Raw genomic sequence first — 25,825 nt, 5'->3', positions numbered from 1 at the left:
AAAATTACAGACGAGCCTATTGGATGGAAATAAAAAAGGATAGCAATAGCTATCCTACTTATCGTTTATTCATAAGATCGTTTCTTATTTATATAAAATGTAATAATAGCAGCAATAATGAAAATAGGTATTGCGTACGCTTGCCCAACAAAGAATTTCCAACCTACAGTATTATAGCCCTCGGATGCTGGAATGATAATCGCGATGATACAAACAATAATATAAGCTAATAATGCTGGGAGTATATTTTTCATAGTTGTTCACCTCCTTTCAATGATATATATACTGTACTATTGAATAGTGATTGGGAGGTTAAGTGTACTTGATTTTACGAAATCTTCACAAATCCACTAAAGGATGAGGTGTATGCATGCTGTATGAAAGTGACTTTAGTACGGTGTGTTTATGTAATAATATATATGCTTAATCGACTGTTCTAAAAGAAAGTAAACTAAATATAGAAGATAATGTAATTTTATCTTTCAAGATTAGTATATAGTATTCAGTAAAAAAATGTACTGGGAAATTGATGTTTCATAAGAAAGATAGAAGCGAGGTAAGAAATAACGATGAAAAGGTTATGCATAATTCCATGCGGAAAGAAGAAAATTTGGGATAAGTACCCAGATTACGGAGAGGTAGAGGCAAAAGATGTATATATTAGTCCATTCGGAAAAGCATGTCAGGCGTATGCAGCTGAGTTTTTCGAGAACTGGGTTATATTATCAGCAAAGCATGGATTTTTACGACCAAATGATATTTTACAGGAAAACTATGATCTTGCATTTGATTCAAAGAGTAATGAAATTATTAGTATAGAACAATTAAAACAACAGATGATTGATAAAAGCTTACTTCAGTTTGATGAAATAGTCTTACTTGCAGGGAAGAAGCATAAAAAAGTTGTGACGAAGCTATATCCAGAAGAAATCATTACATATCCATTAAAAGGGTGTAAAGGAATTGGGTATATGTTGCAGAGGTTGAATGATGCTGTGGAAGCACAGCAGGAAGTATAGATATGATTTGATACTAGATTCAACTCACTTTAATACTAATAAACTAGACTAGCAAACAAGCCATTTTACACTTTAAAACATAGAATATGATGAAGTCTATAAAGGAGGAATCATATTCTCATGAGAAATAATTGTAATAGTTTTTGGGATGAGTTAATGTTCGGAAGATGTAGATGCAAACGTAAGGATTGTCACGAATGTTGTTGCAAGGAAAAACCGAAATGTGATTGTGACGAGTGTCGTTGCAAGGAAAAACCGAAATGTGATTGTGACGAATGTCGCTGTAAAGAGAAACCGAAATGCCATTGCAAGTGTGAAAAATGTCATTGTAAACATGAAGAATGGTAAGAATGATAAATAAAAAGGGTACTTTGAAGTACTCTTTTTATTTATGTGATAAGTAGACTCGTCAAACAAATATAACCCCTAAGGGGATAGGAGCTATTTCTATAGTGAAAAGCTAACGGTAGTTTATATTAAATGCATGTTTAAATTCCATTTTGAACGGATTTCTTTTCTATTTCCCATGAATCTTGCTTTTAAATTTTTAAAGATACAGGGGTACCGTTAGATTCTTTATAAAAGATATATCCTTGATTCGATTTTACGTAAGTTGAAGGTTCACCTATGCAATCTTGAGAACAAGATGTGTTAATAATTTCGATTAATGATAATTCACTCGGATCAGTTTTACTAGCATTTATTAGAGTATCAAGGTTCGTTTTACGAAAGCCTTGTAAGTTTACATCGAAATTCTTTTCTATTTCTCCAGTAAAGTTAATATTCATTACTTCAACTGAATTTTTCTTTTCTAAAAGAAAACCATTTCCATAAAGGAATTTTGTATATCCAAGCCATGCGATTAAAAATAATATAAAAAACATACCAGCTGTTCTAAGTTTTCGAAGTCGTTTACTTACGATTGTTTCTGAATATTTCATTCAGCTTAATCCTCCAGTGTTTTTATTTTAAAGTATGCTTGGATACATATATTTAGAAGAGGATGAAAGCTAGCAATCAAGTAATTCAAAAAGAAAGCATCCGAAGTTAGATACTTTCTTTTTGGCAATTAGCACTATCTGTTAGTTACTTGTTTCATAAGAGGTCTTATTTCCTTAACAGGTGGTTTTTTATCATAGGCATCAACGTAAGAAAAGTAGTAATTTAAGTTTCTGAGAAGTCCTTTTCCTATTTTAGCGCTTAAGAAGGGGAATACTTGTCCAGTATAATCATCGAGAGATTTACAGTAGTATTTTTCATCTAAGTATATGCTGTATTTACATGTTAGTTCTACTAATGAGTTACCTTCATCATCAAATACTTCTTTAGAATCAATAATGTCTATTAATGCGAATTTTTCATTCAGATAAACTTTCTTCTTTTTCTCGTGCTTATTTGTGAGGATAAATACGAGACCAATTGCGTTAATCAAACTATTTCCTCCTATAAAAAACGGATATTAATAAAATATATCGATATAAGCTAAATGTAAAGAGGAGAGGCGTAAAATGTGAACTAGATAGAAATAATAATAAGCCGATTTGAAGACAAATCGGCCCATTATTATTGAAATACTTGCGGAAATTGTTTTACGATTGCATCTGTTATAGTATCAGCCATTTCTAATGCTTCTTTTTCAATTTTATCGTATAGTTTTACACTGGCATCATAATCTTTATTTAGGAAGGCGAGTGCTTCCGCTTTCGTTAACGCTAAATGCTCATAAAACATTTTTCTAAATTCTTCTTTTTCTATATATGGGTTGATACTGGTTAGAAACTCAACAATTTCATCACCATTAGAGTACCACTTCTTTTCTATAGCGGCTGCTGCGTTTTGATCGCCAGCTTTTGCGGCTTTAACAAGATCAGCTGCAATTACTAAGTGGTCTTTAATTAATGCACTATATTTTTTTACTGCATTTTCTCCGTAGAATGGTTCAAGTGAAAGCCCCATATGTGTTGCATTTTGTAGAAGACGTCCAACAGTAACGTTTACGTCTGGCAAGTTAAAGATGATGCCTATAATGGCTAATCGCGTCCAAGCGACGTGTTGTTCCCATAAAGAACGCATATATCCTTTTAAAAAGTTTTCGTTTTTACTAACTCGGTAATTCCGTACAAATGAATCGAAGTTTCCATTAGTGATATGATAAGGGGAGTAATACGATTGCCAATAAGTATACATAAATAGTTACACTCCTTTGAACAGGTATATCTCACAATATGATAAACGTTATTTTTAAGTTACGTGTCCAGGAGTTTTTTTGAGAGGTGGAAAAGGAGAAAGTTGAAGGGGAATAAAAAACATGATTACGATATATATGAATTAAAAGAATTTTAAAGTAATAGAGGTCCTGCAAGGGAAATTGCAGGACCTCAAAAGGGTATTGCCGAGATGTCGGACTCGACTACGTAATATTAGCATAAAATTCTTTCGAAATAACCTGGTAAATGCGACCAAATGAAAAGGATAATTTTTAATAAAGTTAAAGGGATCTGCTTCCCGCGGCAGACCCCTTTAACTAGATAATGTTGATGAGCAAAGACTCATCTAGAGTATCTTCATAATAACAAATGAAATTCACTTTGTGTATTGAGAAAAAATGAATTGCTTGTATGAATGTAGCGGATTTATATTTTGCTTTTTGGAATTATAATCATTTGTGGAGAGTGGAATAGGGTTCTAAAATGGAGAAAAGACTTTTCAGCCAGGATATCATACATTGCAATATGTAAGGATAAAAAAGACCTGCTAATTTTAAGCAGGTCAACATAAGGGGTTTATCTAACAGATTATTATATATGGTAACAACTGTATTGTAGTAAGTCTATAAGTTATATGTTGAGAAAATTTGTTTGAATAATATATATTTGGCACATGTATTAACGTTTAAAAAGTTGAGAAAGGAAATTCATAAGCTTGCTATAAGAAAATAAGGGCTGATACTTATAAAATGATTCATATTTCCACGCATCATTATTAGAGAATTGGAGTTGTTTATTTGACTCTTTAGGCTTGATGGAACTATTGTAACTACGTTTCATAATTTAACCTCCTCAAATTCATATGTATACGATTAGTAGTATTCTAGGAAGGGGAATAAAATGAATATTTATATTGAAATTTTTTCTTCTTATGTACTAGATTTGTGTTTTTTATATTGTAAAACGTAGGAAGCAACTAGAACTCAAATACTTATAAAATTCAAAGTGGCGAGAATCAATTTGATGACAGATTATATAACTCTGGCATTCATCACTTTCATGACGCATAAGTGATGATATAATAGGAATAGATGAAAGATATAGAAAAGCAGGTGAATCTTTTTTGTTTACAAAAGCACAAGAACTTTTAGCGTCTTATTTCGGTTATTCGTCATTCCGAAGAGGACAAGATGAAACAATTAAAAATGTATTAGATGGGAAAGATACAGTTTGTATTATGCCTACGGGCGGTGGTAAGTCAATTTGTTATCAAATTCCCGCATTAGTATTCGAAGGAACGACATTAGTTATCTCACCTTTGATTTCACTTATGAAAGATCAAGTAGATACATTAATACAAAACGGTATTTCCGCTACATATATTAATAGTTCTATTTCTATTACAGAAGCGAATCAACGAATTCAATTGGCGAAACAAGGGCATTACAAGTTGCTTTACGTGGCGCCTGAGCGTCTTGATTCTATGGAGTTTGTTGATCAACTTATCGATATGAAAATCCCGATGATAGCAATTGATGAGGCGCACTGTATTTCGCAGTGGGGTCATGATTTCCGTCCGAGTTATTTGCATATACATCGCATATTAGATTATCTTCCAGAAAAACCACTCGTTTTAGCATTAACAGCAACAGCAACACCACAAGTACGTGATGATATTTGTAATACGCTTGAAATTAATCAAGAAAATACAATTATGACAACGTTCGAACGCGAGAACTTATCGTTTTCAGTAATTAAAGGACAGGATCGTAATGCGTATTTAGCAGATTATATTCGTCAAAATCAGAAGGAATCTGGGATTATTTATGCAGCTACAAGAAAAGTAGTCGATCAGTTATATGAAGATTTAGGGAAAGCAGGAGTTTCGGTATCGAAATATCATGCTGGTATGAGCGATCACGATCGAAATGAACAGCAAGAACTCTTTTTACGAGATGAAATTAGCGTTATGGTAGCGACATCAGCGTTTGGAATGGGGATTGATAAATCGAATATTCGTTACGTTATTCATTATCAACTTCCAAAAAATATGGAAAGTTACTATCAAGAAGCAGGACGTGCTGGTCGTGACGGATTAGATAGTGAATGTATTTTGCTATATTCTTCTCAAGATGTGCAAGTGCAGCGCTTTTTAATTGATCAATCAACTGGAGAATCACGTTTTTCAAATGAACTTGAAAAACTACAAAATATGACGGACTACTGTCATACAGAACAATGTTTACAATCATTTATTTTGCAATACTTTGGAGAAGAACCGAAGGAAGATTGTGGCCGCTGTGGTAATTGTACTGACGATCGTGAAAGTATTGATGTGACGAGAGAATCACAAATGGTTCTATCGTGTATGATCAGGACGAACCAACGATTTGGAAAACAAATGATTGCACAAGTTTTAACTGGATCAAAAAATAAGAAAGTCATTGAATTTAATTTTCATACTTTACCAACGTATGGCCTTTTATCAAACCGTAGTGTAAAAGAAGTCAGTGAGTTTATTGAGTTTTTAATTTCGGACGAGTTAATTGCAGTTGAACATGGTACATATCCGACATTAAAAGTAACGGAAAAAGGGAAAGAAGTATTGCTTGGTAAAGAAAATGTTTTACGAAAAGAACGAGTTGAAACGCGACAAATCGTCCAAGACCATCCTTTATTTGAAGTGCTTCGTGAAGTGCGTAAAGAAATTGCGCAAGAAGAAGGTGTACCGCCTTTCGTTATTTTCTCTGACCAAACATTAAAAGATATGTGCGCGAAAATGCCGCAAAGTGACTCCGAACTTCTAGCTGTAAAAGGAATAGGAGAACATAAACTTGTGAAGTACGGTTCTCACTTCTTACAAGCAGTTCAGCACTTTATTGAAGAAAATCCAGACTATGCGGAAACGATTAAGATGGAAGTTGTTACAGAGCATAAAAAATCAGGAAAAGCTTCAGCAAATTCCCATTTAGAAACGTATGAAATGTATAAACAAGGCATTGATCTAAGTGAGATTGCGAAAGAGCGTGGTCTATCGAGACAAACGATTGAAAATCATTTAATTCGCTCTTTTGAAGATGGAATGGAAGTAGATTGGAAAAGCTTTGTTCCAGCAGCGTATGAATCTCTTATTGAAACTGCCGTGCAAAATGCAGAAGGTGGATTAAAGTCTATTAAAGAGCAGCTTCCAGATGAAGTGAGTTACTTTATGATTCGTGCTTATTTACAAATAAGAAAGTAGAGACATATAAAGGGGATAGGGATATATGCATCACGTTTTCGTTTATGGCACGTTAAGAAGAGGGCAAACGAATGCTCATTATATGCAAGGAGCAACATGCATCGTAGACGGAGCATGGACGTATGGCAAATTATTTGATACAAACGAAGGGTATCCTGCAATGATTTGCCCAAGTGAGGAGAAAGTATATGGTGAAGTTTACGAAGTAGATGATGAGGTTTTGCAAAAGTTAGATGAACTCGAAGAATATACAGGTAATGCAGAGACTGATTTATATGATCGAATTACACAAACGGTATATTTTGCTGATAAAGAAATACATGCATATGTGTATGTTGCTCAGGATAAAGAGATATTAAAGAAAATCATTGATTCTGGGGATTGGATCGTGTATCAAAAAATATAATAAAAGCAGCTAAGGATAAATTGGTAAGCAGATAATGGAATAATTCATTATCTGCTTTTTATTTTGTTTTCAGTCGAATTTCTCATTTTTTATATTCCTATAAAAAGAATAGCGTTTTTTTTCGTTATATGGATACAAATTTACATTATCTTGATAATAGTAATAGGCGAGAACCTATTATGTTTAACCAATAATAAAATGACACAATTGACAAAATATGCATCGGTGTTATAATGTTACATTGTTATCAAGGTAACAAAATAGTATTATTTGCGGTAAGGATGTGAAATTATGAAACAAAATAATGAGCAAATAAATGAAAAGAATATAAAAATTAAAGTTGAACGTGTGCAAACTGGAATTAGGATGGAAAAAAGAATGGTAAAAGTTTTGAAAGCGATGGCAGAATATCATGATATTTCATTAGGTGTTCTTCTTGAAAGAATTGTTCTTCATTCTTTTGAAAACAAACCTGTGTTTAGCGATGAAAGTCTTGAAAAAGTTAAAGCCATAAAAGAAGTTTACGATATGGATTATGGCCTAGAAATAAGTCGTAAGTGGAATGATTCGGATAACTAGAATATTAATAATACCATTTAGATTTTATGTAAAAGATCTATGAAATATAGAAATGAATATAAAGTATCAGGAGCGATATTAAATGAAATTTAGTACATTAACCATATTTGATAATTACCCCAATCGATTATCCCGAACACCTAAACAATTCTATAATGAGGTATTAGAGCAAGCCGTTCGGGCTGAAGAAGTGAATTTTGATGGGGTATGGTTTGCAGAACATCACTTCTCAGATTTTGGTATTAATCCTTCTCCAGCAGTTCTGCTCGCTGCGGTATCTCAAAGAACGAATAGAATTCGCCTCGGTGTGGTTGTTTCAGTACTGCCATTACACAACCCTATACGAGTTGCTGAAGATTATGCGATGGTTGATCTTTTATCAAACGGAAGATTAGACTTGGGGCTAGGTAGTGGATATGCACAGAAGGAATTTGATGGTTATAATATTTCATTGGAGGACAAAACCGAGCGTTTTAACGAGTCTCTAGAAGTGCTACGTAAGGCATGGTCAGGCAAGATTTTTTCTCATCAAGGGAACTTTTTTCAATACAAAGACCTTAGGCTTAATGTTCAGCCAACACAAGCTCCGTTTCCGCCTCATTGGATTGCAACCTCTAGTGAAAAAGGTGTTAATCATGTTGCTAGTATGGGAAACAATTTCATGGGGCTTGGGTTTAGTAAATCACGAGATGAATTAGCAAAGCTGATTGATACTTACAAGAATACGTATCTAAAGTCAGGATACGGTAATCCAGAAGAGTTGGAAATCCCTATTGCATTTCATGTTCAGGTTGGTGAAACATATGCAGATGCTGAATCAAATGCAAAAGGTCCTTATCAACTATTTATGAATACTCCGCGTGGGACGAATATTTCATATGAAGACCTTAAACATAAATTCGATCCAGTAATAGGAAGTCCTGATGAAGTTATTAAACAAATTCAGTCCTACAGTGAAATAGGTGTTACGAATTTTATGGCAGTAATGAATTTTGGTGGATTAGAACATCATAAAGTGCTTTCATCTTTAGACTTATTTGGTAAGTATGTAATTCCTGCATGTAAGTGAAAAATTGATTGTTCCCCAAAACAAAAAAATGAATGTAATTCTCATAAATAAATATAGAGAAAAAATTTCCTTTGAGGATACTTCAAAATCTTAGCTGATGGGTATGGGCTTATCCCTACCTTTTCTTTATTTTGGAAAATTCTAACTTAAACTATTGACTTTATGATTGTGTTTTTTATAGAATTATATCTCGACTGAAAAAATTGGAACGGACAGGAGGGAATCATCAAATGAGTAACATATTTGAAGAAGAATTACAGAAAATGAAAGATATTTTATGTACGATGGATGAGCAATTAGAGCAGCTTGAAAAAATCCCGGTTTATTATGGAGAAGATTTTAAAGAGCAAATTCTTGAAAGTATGAGGGAGTCTAATAGACAAAACTTACGTATTGGTGTGCAAGAGCCGTACTTTGGAAGATTAGACTTCCAGGAGGATGGCAAAGAAGATGTTATGCCGATTTACATCGGTAAAGTAGGTGTTTCAGATAAAGATACGATGAAACCGATGGTTATTGATTGGCGAGCACCTGTCGCAAGTATGTTTTATTCATTTACCGGTGGAGAAGAATTAGCGTTTTATCATTCACCAGACGGGTTAGTAGAAGGCGATGTTTATTTAAAAAGAAATATTTCTATTCGAAAAAGAGAGCTTGAACGTGTTGTTGATACATATGTGAAAGGAAATGAAGATGTATCGCATGCTGATGATTTTCTTCTATATCGATTAGGTGAGAATAAAGATAATAAATTGAAAGATATCGTTTCGACTATACAATCGGAGCAAAATGATATTATTCGTGCGGAAAGAAACTTACCATTATTAATTCAAGGGGCTGCGGGAAGCGGAAAAACAACGATCGCTTTACATCGCCTTGCTTTTTTAATTTATGAATACCGTGAACAACTAGAGGCGGAGAGAATGATTGTATTTGCTCCAAACAGTTTGTTTTTAGACTATATTTCGAGTGTACTTCCTGAATTAGGTGTAGGCAATATTAGTCAAACAACGTTTCCAGATTGGGCATTACGTACGTTAGATGGTTCGGTGAAACTGAAGCAGACAGAAGAAAAATTGAAAGAAGCTTTTTCAATTAATCGTGATGAAAAAAAGGTTATGCTCGGTAAATTGAAAGGCACACTGGAATTTAAGTCGTTTACTGAAGAGAGAATGGTTCAATTTGAAAAAGATTTAGTACCGACAAAAGATTTTGAGGCGTGGGATAAAGCAGTTATTCCAGTGGAAGACGTTAAAAAATGGATGCAAGTTGAATATAAACATTATCCATTAAAGAAAAGAAGAGAACGTTTAGTCGGCCGTATGAAGCGCTGGATTGAAATTGAACTTAAAAAGTTTGGAGAAACAAACGAGAAAAAGTTACTAAAAAAAGAAGCGACAAAGAGATTGAACACATATATGAATTTTTGGCCAAAGATGAGCCCACTTTCACTATACAGTTCAATGTTGAAAAGTAAAGAAATACTCGACGTATTACCTGAAGAATTAGTGCAAGAAACAGAAAAGAATTGTCGTAAAAAAGAAGTGTATGTAGAAGATTTACCTGCTTTAATTTACATACATCATCGCATAACAGGTATTGAAATCGGACAGAAGTTTCATCACGTCGTTATTGATGAAGCGCAGGACTTCTCACCATTCCAAGTTTATGTACTAAAAGAAATTACACTAGGTAATTCTTTCACTATATTAGGTGATTTATCGCAAGCAATTTATGATTATCAAGGAATTGAAGACTGGAATGCCTTTAAGGAAGTCTTTCAAGAAACAGGTTATTATGAACTGACGAGAAGTTATCGTTCGACAAAAGAAATTATTGAATTTGCGAATGAAATAATTAAAAATGCAGAAATTCCTGTAGGGCTTGCTACACCTGTTTTCCGTAGTGGTGAAGAAGTAAAGGTAATTCATGCAGAGGATCAATTTACTGAAGTTTTGAAGACATTACAGCATTTGCAAAATGAAGATGTGAAAACAATCGCGGTAATTGGAAGAACAGATGATGAATGCCGTGATATATATGAGAAGTTAACAAATGCAGGGTTGACTGTTAATGTCATTGAAGCAGATCAAAGTAAATACGAGGGTGGTATTTCGGTAGTGCCTGTCTACTTAGCAAAAGGTTTAGAATTTGATGCAGTACTTCTAATCGACGTTGATGAGGAGCATTACAAAAATACAAAACATGATGCGAAGTTATTGTATGTTGGATGTACGAGATCTCTTCATGATTTATGGATTTTCCATGGCGGGGAAGCATCACCTTTAATTAAGGGGTAAAAATAAATAAAAACTTCAAGAGGACTTTCTAGTAATAAACAGAAAATCCTCTTGTTTTTCTATATAAAGATAGGGGAGAGAATGAGTATGATTACAAAAGTAATAACGAAAAGAAATTGGGAAGTCGCAAAAACAACTGGAGAAATTAATGAACCCTCTCTTAAAGATGAGGGGTTTATTCATTGTTCATTATTAGATCAAGCTTTAAAAGTTGCTCAAAAACATTTTAATCATGAAGAAGAGGTTTTATTACTTACAATTAATCCATCCCTGGTAAAAGCAGAAATAAAATATGAACTTGCTTCAAACGGTCAAGAATACCCGCATGTATATGGAGTAATCAATGTTGAGGCGATTGTAGAGGTTGTCCCATTTTCTAAAGAAAAAGGAGAGTTTATATTACCAGAGATACAAAGTTAAGCGTGTTATAGATATTTAAGTTGGCTAGAAAAGCACAAATCATATAGTTTGTGCTTTTAATTATGTATTTTTTTGGTAAATAATCATTGTTTTTGTCACACTAATACTGTACGATACATAGTATAAAACATATACTGTATGACATATAGTAATGGAAATGAGGTGAATAAATGGATGCTTTATTAAATTCGTTAATTACTGAGCTAAGAAGAGGGACATTAGCATTAGCGGTTTTAAGCCAATTAAGAACGCCGCAGTATGGATATTCACTGGTCCAATTATTGGAGCAATCGGGGATTATAATTGATCAAAGTACTTTATATCCACTACTTCGCCGATTAGAAAAGCAAGAACTAGTGACGAGTAGTTGGGATAAAACGGAGAGTAGACCTCGAAAGTATTATGTTTTAAGTGAATATGGATTAGAGATATTTTTACAGTTGAAAAAGGAATGGATAAAGGATTCGAAAGAACTTTATAACCTATTGAAGGAGGAGGACGAGAATGAGTTTGATTGATATCTACGTCGAGGAAGTTGCGAAGAGATTACCTGAAAAAAATCGTGAAGATATTATACTTGAACTACGGTCAACAATCGAGGATATGTTACCTGATGATTATAATGAAGACGATGAAAAAAGTGTTCTTGAAAAATTAGGGAGTCCAGTCTCATTGGCTAATGGGTACTTGGATAGACCGATGCATTTAATTGGACCACGTTATTTTGATGTGTATATGACTTTATTAAAAATGATTATACCGATTGCGGTTGTTATTGCGCTTATTTCAATGGTTGCAGAAAATTTTATTGGCTATAGTGGTGATCAGGCGGTATTAAATGTAATTTTAAAAATGATAGGTGAAGGCATTGGAAGAACATTGGAAGTAGGTCTCCAAGTATTTTTCTGGGTAACAATTGTTTTTGCTATTTTAGAAAGAACGGATAAGGAAAAAGATGCGCACCCATTAACAACAAGTTTTAAAAAATGGACACCAGATGATTTGAAAAGCATCTCGTATATCCCGAAGAAAAAGGCGATTTCAAAGTTTGAAGTTTTTGGAGGGCTGATGTGGACGGCAGTATGGGCAACGCTTTATTTTTATGCCAATCATCTTGTAGGCGTATATGAAGGTACTGAAAATGGACTGAATTTTGTCGCGCCAACTTTCAATCAAGATGTTTTACTCCAGTACTGGCCAATCGTTGTTATTATGATCGTTTTCGAAATAGGTATATCACTTTATAAATTAGTACAAGGACAATGGACGCAAAGGTTGGCAATTGGGAATGCTATTCTTCAAGTAGCTGGAACAATAGTATTCATTGTAATTGTAGTAAATTCGCATTTATTTAACGAAGGATTTATTACGTATGTGGCAAATGTGTTTACTATGTCCCCAGAGGAATTTAAAACGTGGTTAATCGGCGGTGGAATTTTTATTTACACACTGTCTGCTGCAATAAATATATTTGATGGTTTCCGAAAAGCTAGTATTCGTATGTGGAAATGAATCAGGAATTCCGATAATATGAAACCATTTAGAAGATAACCATTATGAAAGGAAGAAAACAATGATAAGGGAAGCAACGAAAAAAGATTTAGCATGTATTTTAGATATTTATAATGATGCGATAGTTTATACAACAGCTGTATATGCTTATAAACCTGTAACCCTTGAAAATAGAATAGATTGGTATGAACAAAAAAAGACTGACGGTTATCCAATTTTAGTATACGAACTAGATAATAAAGTAGTGGGATTTGCAACATTCGGTCCATTTAGGGCATGGCCTGCTTATAAATATTCAGTTGAACATTCGATATATGTTGATAAGGAATATAGAAAAAATGGAATTGGGACGTCTTTAATGAAAGAACTAATAGCTATTGCACAGGAAAGAGAATATATGACGTTAATTGCTGGGATTGATGCAGAAAATGAAAAAAGTATTGCTATGCATAAAAACTTTGGGTTTGTTCATTCAGGGACAATAAAAAAGGCTGGTTATAAATTCAATAGATGGTTAGACTTAGCTTTTTATCAATTGAAGCTTAATGGGCCAAAAAATCCTGCGGAGGAATAGAAATGTTCGTTCCGATAATTATAAAGAGATTATTATCGGAAGGTAAGAGCTGTACCTTGTAAATAATAGTTTATAGTTCATTATTTTCAAAAGGTAGTATGAAGGAATTTCATGCTACCTTTTTGTTGTAAGCACAAATATGGTTTAACAAAAAAAGGGGTTTTAAAATTTAATATCGAATTTTGAGAAGATGATAAAATGATATAAAAAGAGGAATGAATATGCAGACTGTCAGACAGGTGGGTTGCCCACCACTACAATAAATATTGGTATAATGGGAATGTTTAATGAACTCCCGTTTCTTTATGTAATTGGAGGGAAAGATTTACCCGAGCGAGTTCATAATATAGAGGTTGATGAAACTATTACAACAGCTTTGAAATACATATACAAAGAATATAGTGAAAGCATGCTAGGAGTGAGCGATTGAAAAGAAATTTAAAAATTTCAACGATCATCATATTAATTGTAACGATTATTGCTTTGGAAGTTGGAATCGCACTATACGATCACAATTTGTCATTAGATACAATTTACTTTGCAGCGATACTCATTTGTATTGTATTGCTTTTTGGCACTCGTATTTCTGAAGAGAGAGAAAGTACATCGAAACAGAGACGAAGAAAAACAGCTCTTATATTTTGGTCATCTATTTTATTGTCAATCGTTAGTTTTGCAGTTATAAGTTATGCAAGAAAAGGCTATGTCTCTGTACCAGGAATAATTGGTTTTTCATGCTTTGTTACATATGGCGGATTTATATTCATCAGCATATTAAAGAGAAGAAATAAAAATTAAATATAGCTTACTAAGTTGAAAGGAAGAAATATATGAAACGCATAGAGAATGGTACTCGCACTGAAGGAGAATACATTAAAAATAAATTAATTCAATATAACATGTCTGTGCTGTCAGATGAAGTAAAACAGCCAATGGAACAAGTAAGTTTCGTAGTGAAAGATGAGGAAGGGAAAATCTTTGGTGGGGTAACAGGAATGATGTATTTTTATCATCTACACATCGATTTTTTATGGGTTGATGAATCAGTTCGCCATGATGGTTATGGTAGTCAATTGTTACATACAATAGAAGAAATTGCGAAGGAAAAAGGATGTAGACTCATTTTACTAGATTCATTTAGTTTCCAAGCACCAGAATTTTATAAAAAGCACGGATACCGAGAATATGGTGTTGTTGAAAATCATCCTAAAGGGCATAGTCAACACTTTTTAGAAAAGAGATTATAATAATATTATGTATACTAGTTGATGGGAGAAAAAAATGTACACGTATAAATTACAACATGAACAACCAATCTGTGTAGAAAAAATAAAGAAACTTTACGATTCTGTTGGCTGGTGGCCAGAAAGAAAAGTAATTGATATTGAAAAAATGTTAAAGAATAGTATAGCAATTGGAGTATGGGAAGAAAACGAATTAATTGGATTTACTAGAGTTGTTACTGACGGTGTTTTTCGGGCGTATATTGAAGATGTTGTCGTACATGAAAGTGTAAGAAATAAAGGTATTGGTGAGAAGATGCTAACAATGTTACTGAAAGAGATATCTCATATTGATATTGTTAGTCTATTTTGCGGAGAGAAACTAATAAAGTTTTATGGTGAACAGCAGTTTCAAGCGACGAAGCAAATTGTGATGCATCGTAATCAAATAGTGAAAGAATAAGAGGTGCCAATTAGAATGAATGCAACAAGAGCATATTGTTTATCGAAAAGAAAAGCGACAGCAGATTCTCCAGATGGCTGGAGTGCAACATGTATGAGGATCAATAATAAAATATTTGCGATAGTGAATCATGAAGAAGGTGAAAAAGCTGCGATTACATTAAAATGTGATCCAGAACTTGCCTTGCGAATAAGAGAAGATTATCCGGAAACAATTATTCCTGGATATCATATGAATAAAAAACATTGGAATACAGTTTATATACATAAGGGTGTAGAACAAGAACAAATTAATAAAATGATTGATTGGTCGTATGATTTAGTACTACAATCATTTTCAAAGAAAAAGCAGCAAGAGTTATTGGATTAAATACAAAGTGAAGTCGACCATAAATAGCTAGTAAAATGATTATATTTTACTAGCTATTTGCAGTTTTAGATTATATATTAGGAGATTTTGAAATGAATACGAAACGAAACAGATTACTATATGCACTGTTTACTATAGTTGTTGTTATTGTAGGTCTTAGTTCGAGAAAGTTTGCTTTTGTATTGCCAGATCTATTAAATGACTACTTAGGTGATGCATTATGGGCATTAATGATTTTCACTGGATTTGGATTTTTGTTTCCTAAAATAGAAACGAGGAAATTAGCTTTTATTAGTTTGATATTTTGCTACGGGATTGAAATTAGCCAATTGTACCATGCGGAATGGATAGATAGCATTCGCGCAACGACTTTAGGCGGACTCGTATTAGGTTACGGATTTTTATGGAGTGATTTAGTGGCTTACACAATTGGTGTGGGAGTAGGAATGCTTGGTGAGTTTATATTACGGAAGAAATAAGGGATTTTAAAAAGGAGCCATTTATGAAAAAAATTATATTAATTGGTTCTGGTGGTTCAGGCAAATCTACATTAGCAAGGCAGTTAGGAAATAAACTAAAAATACAGGTGTATCATCTTGATGCGTTATTTTGGAAACCGAATTGGGTAGGTGTTCCGAGAGAGGAACAAAGAACAGTTCAAAATGACTTAATTAAAGAAGAAAAGTGGATTATTGATGGGAATTATGGCGGGACAATGGACATAAGAATTAACGCAGCGGATACAATTATCTTTCTTGATATTCATAGAACAATATGTGTTTATCGTGCTTTTAAAAGAATTGTGCAATATCGGAATAAAACAAGACCGGATATGGGTGCTGGATGTGAAGAAAGGTTTGACTTGCAATTTTTTAAATGGATATGGGAATATCCTAAGACGAAAAGACCTGCAATTTTAAAAAGAATCGATCAATTAAATAAGGATAAAAGAGTTATTATTTTAAAAACACCAAATGAGGTTCAACGATTCTTAAAGGAAGTGCAGTAAGTATAAATTGGTGCGTTAAAAGCATTAATTTATGTTCCATTTTGAATGGAGGGATAATATTGAATGAAATCATTCGCTCGACTGATTCTTATATGGTAAAAGTTCCAACAGGAGAGGTAGTATTAAGAGATGATCGAATAAAAAAAGAATGGAAAGTTCAAGTTAAACCATTTCTTCTTGCAAAATATGCTGTAACGATGGAATTATATGATGCTATTACGAATAATACACCAAATATATTCAAATATAATAATGAACCAGTTGTAAATATCTCATGGAATGATGCGATTGTGTTTTGTAATTTACTTTCAAAAAAAGCGGGATTAAAAGAGTATTATTCTATTAGTGATAGCGGTCAAATTGTTAGTTGTAACTTAGATTCCAATGGCTACCGATTACCTTCTGAAGCAGAGTGGCAATATGCGTGTAAGGCAGGAACTACTGGATACATATATGGAGAGCTTAAAGAGATTGCTTGGTATAATGAAAATTCAGATGGACATATTCATGAGGTCGGGGGAAAAGAACCGAATGCATGGGGATTATATGATATGTTAGGGAACGTTTGGGAATGGTGTTACGATTTGTATGATGAAAAGGTGTATGGATCGTACCGAATTTTCCGGGGTGGTAGCTGGGCTGAAGGAGCGAGAGGGTGCGGTGCTACTTGTCGCCGCCGTAGCCATCCTACATTTCATATAGATGATCTTGGTTTTAGGCTTGCTAGGTCCATTTAGAAGAAGAATAAAAGATAGGAGTACGGAAAGTGTCTGTACTTCTAATGACAACATAGAAATCATTTAACCTAAGGAGTGTTTACATTGGCACGTGTTTTATTCATTAACGCTGGATCAGAAGGTCATATTAATCCAACCATTAAAGTTGTAGAAGAACTAATTTCCCGCGGTGAAGAGGTAGTTTATTTTTCAATAGAAGCTTTCAGGGAGCGTATTGAAAAAACAGGGGCTACTGTACGAACAATTGACGACCAAAAGTTTATAAAAGCTTTTCTTTCCGGTGGTCGAAATTATTTACCAGAAAGAATAAATGGTCTTTTACATACAGCAGATGTTATTATACCGAGTGTTCTTGAACAAATTGAAGGAGAACATTTTGATTACATCATTCACGATTCTATGTTTGGCTGTGGACATCTAATTGCTCAAATTCTTAAGCTGCCAGCAATTAATTCATGTACATCTTTTGCGCAGGATGAAAAATCATTCACAATAATGTTAGAACATCTTTCGAAAAATATCCGAGATGAATCTATTGAAAAAATTAAAAATGATTATCAAAACTTAACAATAGGAATTAAAGAAAAATATGGTGTTGAAATTAAATCACCTTATGAAGTTTTCTGTAATCCTGCACCACTTACAATTGTTTATACAACGAGGGAGTTCCAACCTTTTGGAGAAACTTTTGATGAATCATATAAATTTGTAGGACCATCTATTTCTACACAATTAAGAAAAGAAAACTTCGATTTTACTACAATCGAAGGGAAAAGTCTCATTTATATTTCACTAGGTACGGTTTTTAACGAGTCCATTACTTTCTATAAACTTTGTTTTAAAGCGTTTGAGAATACCAATTATACTATTGTTATGTCTATCGGTGAAAAGACTAAAATAAGTGATTTAGGTGAGATTCCTAAAAACTTCATTGTGAAAAATTATGTTCCACAAATTGAGGTACTTACATATACAAAATTATTTATTACACACGGTGGAATGAATAGTACACATGAAGGACTTTATAATGGGGTGCCACTAATTGTAATTCCGCAAAGTGCGGATCAGCCAGTAATCGCAAAGCAAGTGGAGAATCTTGGGGCAGGAATTAAGTTACATATGAAAGAATTAACTGAGGATCAACTACGTGAAAGTGTAGATCTATTATTAAATAACTCTTCATTCAAAGAAACTGCTTTGAATATGAAGGAGTCTTTCCAAAAATCAGGTGGGTATAAAAAAGCTGTTGATGAAATTATTAAATTTACAAGTCGGTATTAAAAATATACATGTGAAAAGTGTCTATATGAAGCGAGGAATGGATTATATGGAAAGAATGAAAATACTAAATGTGAATTTTGATGATATGAGAGCCACACCCTTTTTCTAAGTGGAGGCGAAAAATAGAATTAGATTTGACACTGAATTATTTGAGGGTAATTTGAGAAAATTAAGAGGGATTTTGACTGAACTTTTTAAAAGTCCTGATGCAATTGATATTTCATTTACTTCCGGTTATATAACATATGGTAAAAGTAAGAGAATAAATGAGAAAACAAAAATTGGAAGATTCATGAAGATTAAAAATTGGACAGAAACGCAAGTAGACGATGATGATCTTAAAAGTACAATAATATTTACTACGATTAAAGGTGTACATAAAGATGAAGTATATAAGTATTGCAAGTATATCGTAAATGGTGGTCAGCAAGCGTATATTTCTTTTTATAACGATACTTATTTGTTATATATAAATTCAGATGTAATTGATATTATTTCAGCAGATGCAAGTTTAATAGAAAAATTAAAACTTCAATACAGAGAAGAATATGATAAGTTTTATGAAATAGAAGAATTAGAATAGGATACAGAAAAGGTGTAATATAAACCAATAATGCAGATTTATATTACACCTTTTTCTTATGATAACACTTTCGTCATAAGAACGTGCGGAATACCATCTTCCATAAATACATCAGAAGAAGTTTGATAGCCTAATTTTTCATAAAACCCTTCAGCTTGTGTTTGACCGTGTAGTTTCACTTTATTTGCTTCTTTGTTTCGAGCAATCTCTTCTAATTTTTGAATGATTACTTTTCCTAATCCGTATTTGCGATAGTCTTTTAAAATACAAATTCGTTCTAGTTTACCCATTCCGTCAACGAATCGTATACGGCCAGTTCCTACTGGGAGCGCATTATAATAAATTAATATATGTTTGCATGGCTCGCCAATTTGGTCATATGTATCGAATTCATCCTCAAGAGGGACACCTTGCTCTTTTACGAATACTTCTTTTCGAATGTAAAAGGCAGTTTCTAAATCAGTAAGTTCTGTTATGAGTTTGGATTGCAAATTGTTCAGCCCTTTCTAGTGTGATATGAATGTGTTTTCATAGTATATCATACTGTAATGTTATACTATGAAAAATAAAAAACTGACTTGCAAAAGTCAGCCTTTAAAATGGTTAATATTCTTTTATCCCGTTTTTTGTTCCGATGATCGCTTTGTTCGTCATATTGATAAATAATCCTGTTTCAACTACACCGGTAATCATCTTTAACTCTGTATGTGTGTCATTTGGATTCAGTATTTTGTTTGGAAAAATACAATCAATAATTAAATTGTCGTTATCAGTTATAAATGGTCCGCCATCTTTCATACGTAAACGTGTTTCACATTCTAAAGATTGAACTCTCTTTTCAGTTTGCTTCCAAGAGAAGGGGATGATTTCAATAGGAAGTGGAAAGGCACCTAAGTGTGAAACGAGTTTGGATTCATCTGCAATAATAATAAGTTCTTTAGAGGAGGTGGCAACAATTTTTTCGCGAAGTAATGCACCACCGCCACCTTTTATTAATTGTAAATCATTATTGATTTCATCTGCTCCATCGATTGTGAGATCGAGTATATCGGCTTCATTTAAAGAGATTAACGGAATAGATAGTTGCTTTGCTAATACTTCAGTTTCTTTTGATGTCGGTACAGCTTGAATAGATAACCCTTCTTTTACATGTTGACCTAACTTTTGTATTGTCCAATATACAGTTGAACCCGTACCAAGTCCAACCTTCATACCATCTTTTACAAAGCCAGCAGCATATTCACCGGCTAGCTGTTTTAAATTCATCATTTTACTCCGCCGGACGTGGTCCAGCATCTAAACCGGAATTTTCAACTGTAAGTATAGGGCGAACAGTAATATCTTTATGTACACGCATTTGGCACGATAATCGTAAGTGGTCTTCAATTCCTTTTTCCGTAATAGCTTGTTTTTCATCATTTGTAGCCTCACAAAAATCACCTGCAATGACTTCAACTCGGCAAGTTGTACATCTTGCTTTGCCACCGCAACGATGAAGAATGTGTACACCGTTATCTTCAAGTGCTAATACTAATTTCGTTCCTTCCTCAACATCAAAAGTTCCGGTACCTTCAACTGTTAATTTTGGCAAATTGATTCCTCCTCATGTAAAATGCTATATAACATATTTATGACCCGTATTCATGAACATAAACATAAAATTTATTATAAGCCCCGTAACTTTTTTATTTGTTCAATCGTTTAATAAGTAAGCGCTGAAAAGGAGTGGTTATTTTGTGCACAAAAGTAACTCAGGTTTTAAAGGATCATATCGATATGAATCATTCAAATATAAATTTATTAATTGAACATTATGCAGAGGTAAAAAGGTACTGTACGTTTTTGACGAAGAATAAATGGGATGGGGAAGACCTTGCCCAAGAAGCAATTTGCAAAGTTCTTCAAAAGTATAGTGAGAAGAAAATTTGTATAACGCTTCTGTATAAAATTGCTCGAAATCAATGGTTAGATCAAATGAAATCAAAATCCGTTCAAGAAAAGTTAGAACAGCAAAATACATTTGAAGAACCACATGAAAAAATTGCAGATTTGCATGAAATGGTAGGGAAAGTATTATCTTCGTTAAATGTGCAACAATCCGTAATTTTATTATTAAAGGATGTTTTTCAATATAGTATCGCGGATATTGCTAAAGTATGTTCGGTATCAGAAGGTGCAGTGAAAGCATCGTTATTTAGGAGTAGAAATAGGCTGAAAACGGTAAGTGAAGAAGGTATTGAAATAGTGGAGTACACGGATGATGTTGAAATCGTTGTAACTTCTATTCGTGAAGAAAGACCTGAATTGTTGACGAAACTTCTCCCAACAATAGATTTCACTAAGTTACCATCAATACAACCGGTGTTATTCTTCAGTATGAAAAAACCTTCTTCTTACAGTTGTATGCTTAGTGCGGCATAAAATAGATGGAGGGATTTAATATGAATGCAATTCCTTACGTAGTAGAACAAACGAAATTAGGAGAACGCTCCTATGATATATATTCAAGATTATTAAAGGACCGAATTATTATGATTGGTTCAGAAATTAACGATCAAGTTGCAAGCAGTGTAGTAGCACAATTATTATTTTTAGAAGCGGAAGATGCAGAAAAAGATATATTCCTGTATATCAATAGTCCGGGCGGTTCAACGACAGCGGGATTTGCAATATTGGATACGATGAACCTTATTAAACCAGATGTGCAAACACTTTGTATGGGATTTGCGGCATCATTTGGTGCGCTTTTACTATTAGCTGGCGCAAAGGGAAAAAGATTTGCGCTCCCTAACAGTGAAATCATGATTCATCAACCGCTCGGCGGTGTAAAAGGGCAAGCGACGGAGATTGAAATTACAGCAAAAAGAATATTAAAGTTAAAACATGATATTAACAAAATCATATCTGATCGAACAGGGCAACCAGTAGAAAAGGTAGCTCATGATACAGAAAGAGATTATTTTATGACTGCAGAAGAAGCGAAGGAATATGGGATTGTAGATGATGTTGTTACGAAAAAATAACATAAAGTAGGCTAGAGATTATATTTTATTCTCTAGCCTACTTTTTTAATCTTTTATCCATTCATCGACTAACGATTGATTCTTTTTTATCCATTTTCGAGCAGCTTCTTCTGGATCTTTCGTTTTATTTAACATGACCATTAACGTACCAAGCTGTTCATCATTCATTTTCCATTGATCAAAGTATTTCACAATATCCGGATGATCTTTTTCAAAACCTTTGCGAACTGAGTAATAAATGTCATCTTTTTCACCATATACTTTCTTAGGGTCTTTTAAATATTTTAAGTCAAATTCTGAAAAGCCCCAATGCGGATTCCAAAGCGTAACAGCGATTGGTTTCTTTTTCGTATATGCCTTCTTTAGTTCGCTCATCATCGCAGCTTCTGAAGATTGGACAAGTTTGAGTTTTATATCATATTCTTTCATTGCTTTATTCGTTAAATTCATAAGGCTACTGCCAGGTTCAATCCCGACGATTTTATTATCTAGCTCATCTTTATGAGCGTTTAAATCTTCGATGCTGTTTATGTTTTTCACATAAGAAGGGACGACTAAACCAAGCCCGGTACCTTCATACCATTTTGATTTTAAGACAATGTCATCTTTATAACGATCATTTAATGGTTGATCAGTAACTGGAAGCCATACTTCTAAATTTGCATCGACATCACCACGTGCGACTCCAGTCCAAATCGCAGCTTTTTCTAAATACATGAGCTCAACTTTGTAGCCTTTTTCTTCTAATAAAACTTTCCACATGTTTGCAGTTGCAATATTTTCTTTCCAACTTGTTACACCTATTTTAATTTTCCCTTTCGAATTTGCATTTGTTGCATTACATGAAGTGAAAATCATAGTAATAAATAATGCAAGGCATATAAGCCATATTTTCTTTTTCATCGAAACCCTCCTAAGAAACGTTTGCCTTTTTAAATAAATGTATAAGTAAGCATTCTTATTATGAACGGAAACGAGAATTTTAAAGAAAGCTTATGAATGTCATTTTTATGTAATATTTCTTTGCAAAATCGCAACACTATGTAAATAGATGGGCAGAAAAGGAGTAGTGACATGGATAATACAAAGGTACGTGTTGAAAATGTAACAAAAGTATTTGGGAAACATCCGCAACGAGCGCTTACCTTATTAAAAGAAGGAAAAAGCAAATCCGAAATTTTAAAGGAGACAGGAATGAACGTTGGTGTGAAAAAGGCAACGTTTGAAGTATACACTGGAGAAATTTTCGTTATTATGGGTTTATCTGGTAGTGGGAAATCTACATTGGTTCGAATGCTAAATCAATTAATTAAACCGACAGCGGGGCATATATACATAGATGGTGAAGATATCGCAACGATGGGAAAAGAAGAGTTGCGAAGAGTAAGAAGAACGAAGATGAGCATGGTGTTTCAAAAGTTCGCTTTATTTCCGCACCGTACAGTGATACAAAACGTTGCGTACGGGTTAGAAATTCAAGGAGTTCCAGTAGAGGAAAGAGAAAATAAGGCGTTAGAATCGCTACAGTTAGTAGGGCTAGATCATCATAAAGATAATTACCCAAGTCAACTTAGTGGTGGTATGCAGCAGCGTGTTGGAATCGCAAGGGCACTAACGAATAATCCAGATGTATTACTAATGGACGAGTCATTTAGTGCATTAGATCCACTAATTCGAAAAGAAATGCAAGATGAATTGTTAGAGTTACAAGATAAAATGGAAAAAACAATTATATTTATTACACACGATTTAGATGAAGCGCTTCGCATTGGAGATCGTATCGCATTAATGAAAGATGGAGAAATCGTTCAAATTGGAACGCCGGAAGAAATTATGATGAGTCCTGCCAATGAATTTGTAGAGAAATTCGTGGCGGACGTGAATTTAGGAAAAGTAATTACGGCGGAATCTATATTAAAACGACCGGAGACTTTATTAATTGATCGTGGACCACGTGTAGCACTTCAAATTATGAGGAATGCAGGTGTTTCTACCGTATATGTTGTAAACAAAAAGTATGAGTTTTTAGGTATATTAACTGCGGATGATGCAAGTAAAGCAGTACAAAAACAGTGGCCGATTGCTGATTTATTACTTAACGATATTCCGCATGTGTATTTAGATACTTTACTTGAAGAAACGTATGCAAAAATGGCGGAGATGAAATATCCGTTACCCGTAATTGATGAGAAGAAAAGGTTAAGAGGAATTATTAAACGTGAAAGTGTCATTCAAGCTCTTGCAGGTAACATTGAGGAAGAGGTGAAAGACGATGAATAGTATACCGCGTATTCCATTAGGGGAATGGGTCGATTCATTTGTTGCAAGTTTATATGAGCACTTTGAAGGCTTGTTCCGAGGATTCTCCTATATTATCGGCGGATTCGTTGATTTACTCACTAATTTTTTAACAATAATACCAGCCATATTGATGATTATTATCCTATGTTTCCTCATTTGGTACACAACGAGAAAATTATCTTTAGTCATTTTTACACTCATTGGATTATTATTTATTTTAAATATTAACTACTGGGCACAAACGATGCAAACATTAGCACTCGTACTTACATCTGTTATTATTTCAATAATTGTAGGAATCCCAATTGGAATTTTAGCTTCGCAAAATGAACGTTTCTCAAAATTTTTAAAACCGACATTAGATTTTATGCAAACAATGCCAGCATTCGTCTATCTCATTCCCGCGATAACATTTTTTGGGGTAGGCGTCGTACCAGGCATTATCGCTTCCGTTATTTTTGCTATGCCACCGACAATCAGATTTACAGACTTAGGAATTAGACAAGTTCCAGAAGATTTAATTGAAGCTGCGAATGCTTTTGGCTCTACCGCATCACAAAAATTATTTAAAGTACAATTACCACTCGCAACCGGAACGATCATGGCTGGAGTGAATCAAAGTATTATGCTTTCGTTATCGATGGTTGTAACAGCTTCACTTGTAGGAGCGCCAGGACTTGGCGTCGATGTATATCGCTCTGTAACACAAGTAAACATCGGAATGGGATTTGAAGCTGGACTAGCTATCGTCGTGATTGCGATTATATTAGACCGAATTACGCAAGGGTTTTATACAAAAAGAAAATAATTCAAAAAACACACTTTATACTACAAAGTGTGTTTTTTGAATTCCAATTACATCCGAACAATAACAGAACCTCCAGCTGGTGCACAAACTTGGTTTTGCTGTTGTTCCATTGATTTTATTAAATGATTATTTTCTTCGATTAAAGAGATCAATTTAGCTAATTGGCTTTCAAGGCTTGCGATGCGCTGCATCATGTATTGCGAATCATGATACAGTGTATTTCTTACTGGATGGGGGGAGTAAGCATATTGTTGATTTATATTTGGATTCCAATGAGGATACATTTGAATCGTTCCTCCTTCAATAAATTACTGATCTTTCTTATAGTAAATGCCTATGTATATGTAATGGTGACTTGAAAATTCTTTCAAACGAAGAGGATTATGTGGGGGAAATGGAAAAGTAATAAAGTACATTTTTTGGAAATTCTCAAGTGGGATAGTAATATATTAGGAGATGGCAACGTTCATGTAAATGGATATTATATTGGGAGAAATTATGAGAGGAGATGCTATTTTGACTAATAATAAAAAAAGAAATGACGCAATGGCAACTGGTGTCGCTATAGGCATTGTAATCGGTGTAGTTCCTGGTTTATTTGTTGATAATTTAGTAATCGGAATTGCGATTGGGATTGTAATTGGAATGGGGATTACAGTTTTGAAGAAATAATGAGTTGCAAATTTAAAATATGAACTTTG

The 25,825-nt window shown here is 33.7% G+C and carries 33 protein-coding genes and 2 pseudogenes; 26 read left to right on the top strand and 9 right to left on the bottom strand.

Features of this window, described 5'->3' with window-relative positions; all coding sequences use genetic code 11:
• Window positions 1-65 precede the first annotated feature (65 nt).
• Window positions 66-254 carry a DUF4017 family protein gene (locus NSQ47_RS08285; protein ID WP_002012993.1) on the bottom strand — a complete coding sequence of 63 codons (189 nt, stop codon included), beginning with the start codon at window positions 252-254 and terminating at the stop codon, window positions 66-68.
• A 315-nt stretch (window positions 255-569) separates the two neighbouring features.
• On the opposite strand from NSQ47_RS08285, the gene NSQ47_RS08280 reads away from it, so the two are divergent.
• Both NSQ47_RS08280 and NSQ47_RS28205 read left to right on the top strand, forming a co-directional pair.
• Window positions 570-1,019: a DUF6884 domain-containing protein gene (locus NSQ47_RS08280; RefSeq protein ID WP_341036610.1), complete on the top strand. Its 450-nt coding sequence runs from the start codon at window positions 570-572 to the stop codon at window positions 1,017-1,019.
• A gap of 223 nt (window positions 1,020-1,242) precedes the next feature.
• Window positions 1,243-1,380 (top strand): hypothetical protein, encoded by a 138-nt coding sequence (locus NSQ47_RS28205; protein WP_445661751.1) that lies wholly within the window; start codon window positions 1,243-1,245, stop codon window positions 1,378-1,380.
• Window positions 1,381-1,558: 178 nt separating this feature from the next.
• On the opposite strand, the gene NSQ47_RS08270 is transcribed toward NSQ47_RS28205, so the two are convergent.
• The 3 genes from NSQ47_RS08270 to NSQ47_RS08260 form a co-directional block, all read right to left on the bottom strand.
• A complete protein-coding gene (locus NSQ47_RS08270) occupies window positions 1,559-1,960 on the bottom strand; it encodes a hypothetical protein (RefSeq protein ID WP_341036608.1) in 402 nt (133 codons plus the stop codon).
• A 134-nt stretch (window positions 1,961-2,094) separates the two neighbouring features.
• Window positions 2,095-2,451 (bottom strand): hypothetical protein, encoded by a 357-nt coding sequence (locus NSQ47_RS08265; protein ID WP_000606233.1) that lies wholly within the window; start codon window positions 2,449-2,451, stop codon window positions 2,095-2,097.
• Window positions 2,452-2,582: 131 nt separating this feature from the next.
• A complete protein-coding gene (locus NSQ47_RS08260) occupies window positions 2,583-3,206 on the bottom strand; it encodes an acetylglutamate kinase (protein ID WP_340824227.1) in 624 nt (207 codons plus the stop codon).
• 1,143 nt (window positions 3,207-4,349) lie between these two features.
• Here NSQ47_RS08260 and recQ point away from each other — a divergent pair.
• From recQ to NSQ47_RS08165, 19 genes and pseudogenes are all read left to right on the top strand, one after another.
• The gene (gene recQ / locus NSQ47_RS08255) at window positions 4,350-6,467 is read left to right on the top strand and encodes a DNA helicase RecQ (protein WP_341036606.1); all 2,118 of its coding nucleotides are present in this window, start codon (window positions 4,350-4,352) and stop codon (window positions 6,465-6,467) included.
• Window positions 6,468-6,492: 25 nt separating this feature from the next.
• On the top strand, window positions 6,493-6,873 hold the full coding sequence (locus tag NSQ47_RS08250) for a gamma-glutamylcyclotransferase family protein (RefSeq protein ID WP_215578716.1): 381 nt from the start codon (window positions 6,493-6,495) through the stop codon (window positions 6,871-6,873).
• 291 nt (window positions 6,874-7,164) lie between these two features.
• A complete protein-coding gene (locus NSQ47_RS08245) occupies window positions 7,165-7,452 on the top strand; it encodes a hypothetical protein (protein ID WP_088229249.1) in 288 nt (95 codons plus the stop codon).
• Between the two features lie 82 nt (window positions 7,453-7,534).
• The gene (locus NSQ47_RS08240) at window positions 7,535-8,521 is read left to right on the top strand and encodes an LLM class flavin-dependent oxidoreductase (RefSeq protein WP_341036605.1); all 987 of its coding nucleotides are present in this window, start codon (window positions 7,535-7,537) and stop codon (window positions 8,519-8,521) included.
• 230 nt (window positions 8,522-8,751) lie between these two features.
• Window positions 8,752-10,821 carry a HelD family protein gene (locus NSQ47_RS08235; protein ID WP_341036604.1) on the top strand — a complete coding sequence of 690 codons (2,070 nt, stop codon included), beginning with the start codon at window positions 8,752-8,754 and terminating at the stop codon, window positions 10,819-10,821.
• Window positions 10,822-10,908: 87 nt separating this feature from the next.
• On the top strand, window positions 10,909-11,241 hold the full coding sequence (locus NSQ47_RS08230) for a DUF952 domain-containing protein (protein ID WP_341036603.1): 333 nt from the start codon (window positions 10,909-10,911) through the stop codon (window positions 11,239-11,241).
• A gap of 170 nt (window positions 11,242-11,411) precedes the next feature.
• Window positions 11,412-11,759, top strand: coding sequence for a PadR family transcriptional regulator (locus tag NSQ47_RS08225; RefSeq protein WP_215578706.1), 348 nt, complete (start codon window positions 11,412-11,414; stop codon window positions 11,757-11,759).
• Window positions 11,746-12,753, top strand: a complete 1,008-nt coding sequence (locus NSQ47_RS08220; protein WP_002200244.1) for an HAAS signaling domain-containing protein — start codon at window positions 11,746-11,748, stop codon at window positions 12,751-12,753. The genes NSQ47_RS08225 and NSQ47_RS08220 overlap by 14 nt, the downstream gene beginning before the upstream one ends.
• 61 nt (window positions 12,754-12,814) lie before the next feature.
• A complete protein-coding gene (locus tag NSQ47_RS08215; RefSeq protein WP_341036601.1) occupies window positions 12,815-13,327 on the top strand; it encodes a GNAT family N-acetyltransferase in 513 nt (170 codons plus the stop codon).
• Between the two features lie 235 nt (window positions 13,328-13,562).
• Window positions 13,563-13,757: pseudogene (locus NSQ47_RS08210) on the top strand (serine hydrolase); the annotation flags it as partial.
• Complete coding sequence (locus NSQ47_RS08205) at window positions 13,754-14,125, top strand: hypothetical protein (RefSeq protein ID WP_341036600.1); 372 nt, start codon at window positions 13,754-13,756, stop codon at window positions 14,123-14,125. The pseudogene NSQ47_RS08210 and the gene NSQ47_RS08205, both read left to right, overlap by 4 nt.
• A 32-nt stretch (window positions 14,126-14,157) precedes the next feature.
• A complete protein-coding gene (locus tag NSQ47_RS08200; RefSeq protein WP_341036599.1) occupies window positions 14,158-14,574 on the top strand; it encodes a GNAT family N-acetyltransferase in 417 nt (138 codons plus the stop codon).
• 34 nt (window positions 14,575-14,608) lie between these two features.
• The gene (locus NSQ47_RS08195) at window positions 14,609-15,013 is read left to right on the top strand and encodes a GNAT family N-acetyltransferase (RefSeq protein ID WP_341036598.1); all 405 of its coding nucleotides are present in this window, start codon (window positions 14,609-14,611) and stop codon (window positions 15,011-15,013) included.
• A gap of 15 nt (window positions 15,014-15,028) precedes the next feature.
• Window positions 15,029-15,382 carry an MmcQ/YjbR family DNA-binding protein gene (locus tag NSQ47_RS08190; RefSeq protein ID WP_002161512.1) on the top strand — a complete coding sequence of 118 codons (354 nt, stop codon included), beginning with the start codon at window positions 15,029-15,031 and terminating at the stop codon, window positions 15,380-15,382.
• Window positions 15,383-15,474: 92 nt separating this feature from the next.
• Window positions 15,475-15,861, top strand: coding sequence for a ribosomal maturation YjgA family protein (locus tag NSQ47_RS08185; RefSeq protein ID WP_341036597.1), 387 nt, complete (start codon window positions 15,475-15,477; stop codon window positions 15,859-15,861).
• A 23-nt stretch (window positions 15,862-15,884) separates the two neighbouring features.
• Complete coding sequence (locus NSQ47_RS08180) at window positions 15,885-16,391, top strand: DNA topology modulation protein (RefSeq protein ID WP_341036595.1); 507 nt, start codon at window positions 15,885-15,887, stop codon at window positions 16,389-16,391.
• A gap of 92 nt (window positions 16,392-16,483) precedes the next feature.
• Entirely contained in the window at window positions 16,484-17,128 is a 645-nt protein-coding gene (locus tag NSQ47_RS08175) for a formylglycine-generating enzyme family protein (protein WP_445662102.1), read from the top strand.
• 84 nt (window positions 17,129-17,212) lie between these two features.
• Window positions 17,213-18,409 carry a macrolide family glycosyltransferase gene (locus tag NSQ47_RS08170; RefSeq protein ID WP_341036594.1) on the top strand — a complete coding sequence of 399 codons (1,197 nt, stop codon included), beginning with the start codon at window positions 17,213-17,215 and terminating at the stop codon, window positions 18,407-18,409.
• Window positions 18,410-18,455: 46 nt separating this feature from the next.
• Window positions 18,456-18,992 (top strand): annotated as a pseudogene (locus tag NSQ47_RS08165) (phosphatase).
• Window positions 18,993-19,048: 56 nt separating this feature from the next.
• Here NSQ47_RS08165 and NSQ47_RS08160 read toward each other — a convergent pair.
• From NSQ47_RS08160 to NSQ47_RS08150, 3 genes are all read right to left on the bottom strand, one after another.
• Window positions 19,049-19,483 carry a GNAT family N-acetyltransferase gene (locus NSQ47_RS08160; RefSeq protein WP_341036593.1) on the bottom strand — a complete coding sequence of 145 codons (435 nt, stop codon included), beginning with the start codon at window positions 19,481-19,483 and terminating at the stop codon, window positions 19,049-19,051.
• Between the two features lie 112 nt (window positions 19,484-19,595).
• Complete coding sequence (gene rpiA, locus NSQ47_RS08155) at window positions 19,596-20,258, bottom strand: ribose 5-phosphate isomerase A (protein ID WP_341038221.1); 663 nt, start codon at window positions 20,256-20,258, stop codon at window positions 19,596-19,598.
• A 4-nt stretch (window positions 20,259-20,262) separates the two neighbouring features.
• Window positions 20,263-20,583, bottom strand: a complete 321-nt coding sequence (locus NSQ47_RS08150) for a 2Fe-2S iron-sulfur cluster-binding protein (RefSeq protein ID WP_002110280.1) — start codon at window positions 20,581-20,583, stop codon at window positions 20,263-20,265.
• Window positions 20,584-20,726: 143 nt separating this feature from the next.
• Between NSQ47_RS08150 and NSQ47_RS08145 the strand changes: the two genes are divergently transcribed.
• Window positions 20,727-21,413 carry an RNA polymerase subunit sigma-70 gene (locus NSQ47_RS08145; protein ID WP_002161519.1) on the top strand — a complete coding sequence of 229 codons (687 nt, stop codon included), beginning with the start codon at window positions 20,727-20,729 and terminating at the stop codon, window positions 21,411-21,413.
• 20 nt (window positions 21,414-21,433) lie between these two features.
• The gene (clpP, locus tag NSQ47_RS08140) at window positions 21,434-22,015 is read left to right on the top strand and encodes an ATP-dependent Clp endopeptidase proteolytic subunit ClpP (protein ID WP_002161520.1); all 582 of its coding nucleotides are present in this window, start codon (window positions 21,434-21,436) and stop codon (window positions 22,013-22,015) included.
• A 45-nt stretch (window positions 22,016-22,060) separates the two neighbouring features.
• Here clpP and NSQ47_RS08135 read toward each other — a convergent pair whose 3' ends face one another.
• A complete protein-coding gene (locus NSQ47_RS08135) occupies window positions 22,061-22,918 on the bottom strand; it encodes a glycine betaine ABC transporter substrate-binding protein (RefSeq protein ID WP_002110276.1) in 858 nt (285 codons plus the stop codon).
• A gap of 171 nt (window positions 22,919-23,089) precedes the next feature.
• On the opposite strand from NSQ47_RS08135, the gene NSQ47_RS08130 reads away from it, so the two are divergent.
• Together NSQ47_RS08130 and NSQ47_RS08125 are read left to right on the top strand one after the other, a co-directional pair.
• Window positions 23,090-24,295, top strand: coding sequence for a quaternary amine ABC transporter ATP-binding protein (locus NSQ47_RS08130; RefSeq protein WP_000370622.1), 1,206 nt, complete (start codon window positions 23,090-23,092; stop codon window positions 24,293-24,295).
• A complete protein-coding gene (locus NSQ47_RS08125; RefSeq protein ID WP_341036592.1) occupies window positions 24,288-25,124 on the top strand; it encodes an ABC transporter permease in 837 nt (278 codons plus the stop codon). Before NSQ47_RS08130 ends, NSQ47_RS08125 begins: the two co-directional genes overlap by 8 nt.
• A 47-nt stretch (window positions 25,125-25,171) precedes the next feature.
• Here NSQ47_RS08125 and NSQ47_RS08120 read toward each other — a convergent pair whose 3' ends face one another.
• Window positions 25,172-25,408, bottom strand: a complete 237-nt coding sequence (locus NSQ47_RS08120) for a hypothetical protein (protein WP_078182070.1) — start codon at window positions 25,406-25,408, stop codon at window positions 25,172-25,174.
• A gap of 214 nt (window positions 25,409-25,622) precedes the next feature.
• On the opposite strand from NSQ47_RS08120, the gene NSQ47_RS08115 reads away from it, so the two are divergent.
• The gene (locus tag NSQ47_RS08115) at window positions 25,623-25,796 is read left to right on the top strand and encodes a hypothetical protein (protein WP_002161523.1); all 174 of its coding nucleotides are present in this window, start codon (window positions 25,623-25,625) and stop codon (window positions 25,794-25,796) included.
• The last annotated feature ends 29 nt before the right edge of the window (window positions 25,797-25,825 follow it).

This window comes from Bacillus sp. FSL R10-2780 (assembly GCF_038006125.1).
GTDB classification, from domain to species: domain Bacteria; phylum Bacillota; class Bacilli; order Bacillales; family Bacillaceae_G; genus Bacillus_A; species Bacillus_A cereus_U.
The sequence above is the reverse complement of the archived record's forward strand: the minus strand, read 5'-3'. Positions and strand labels throughout refer to the sequence as shown.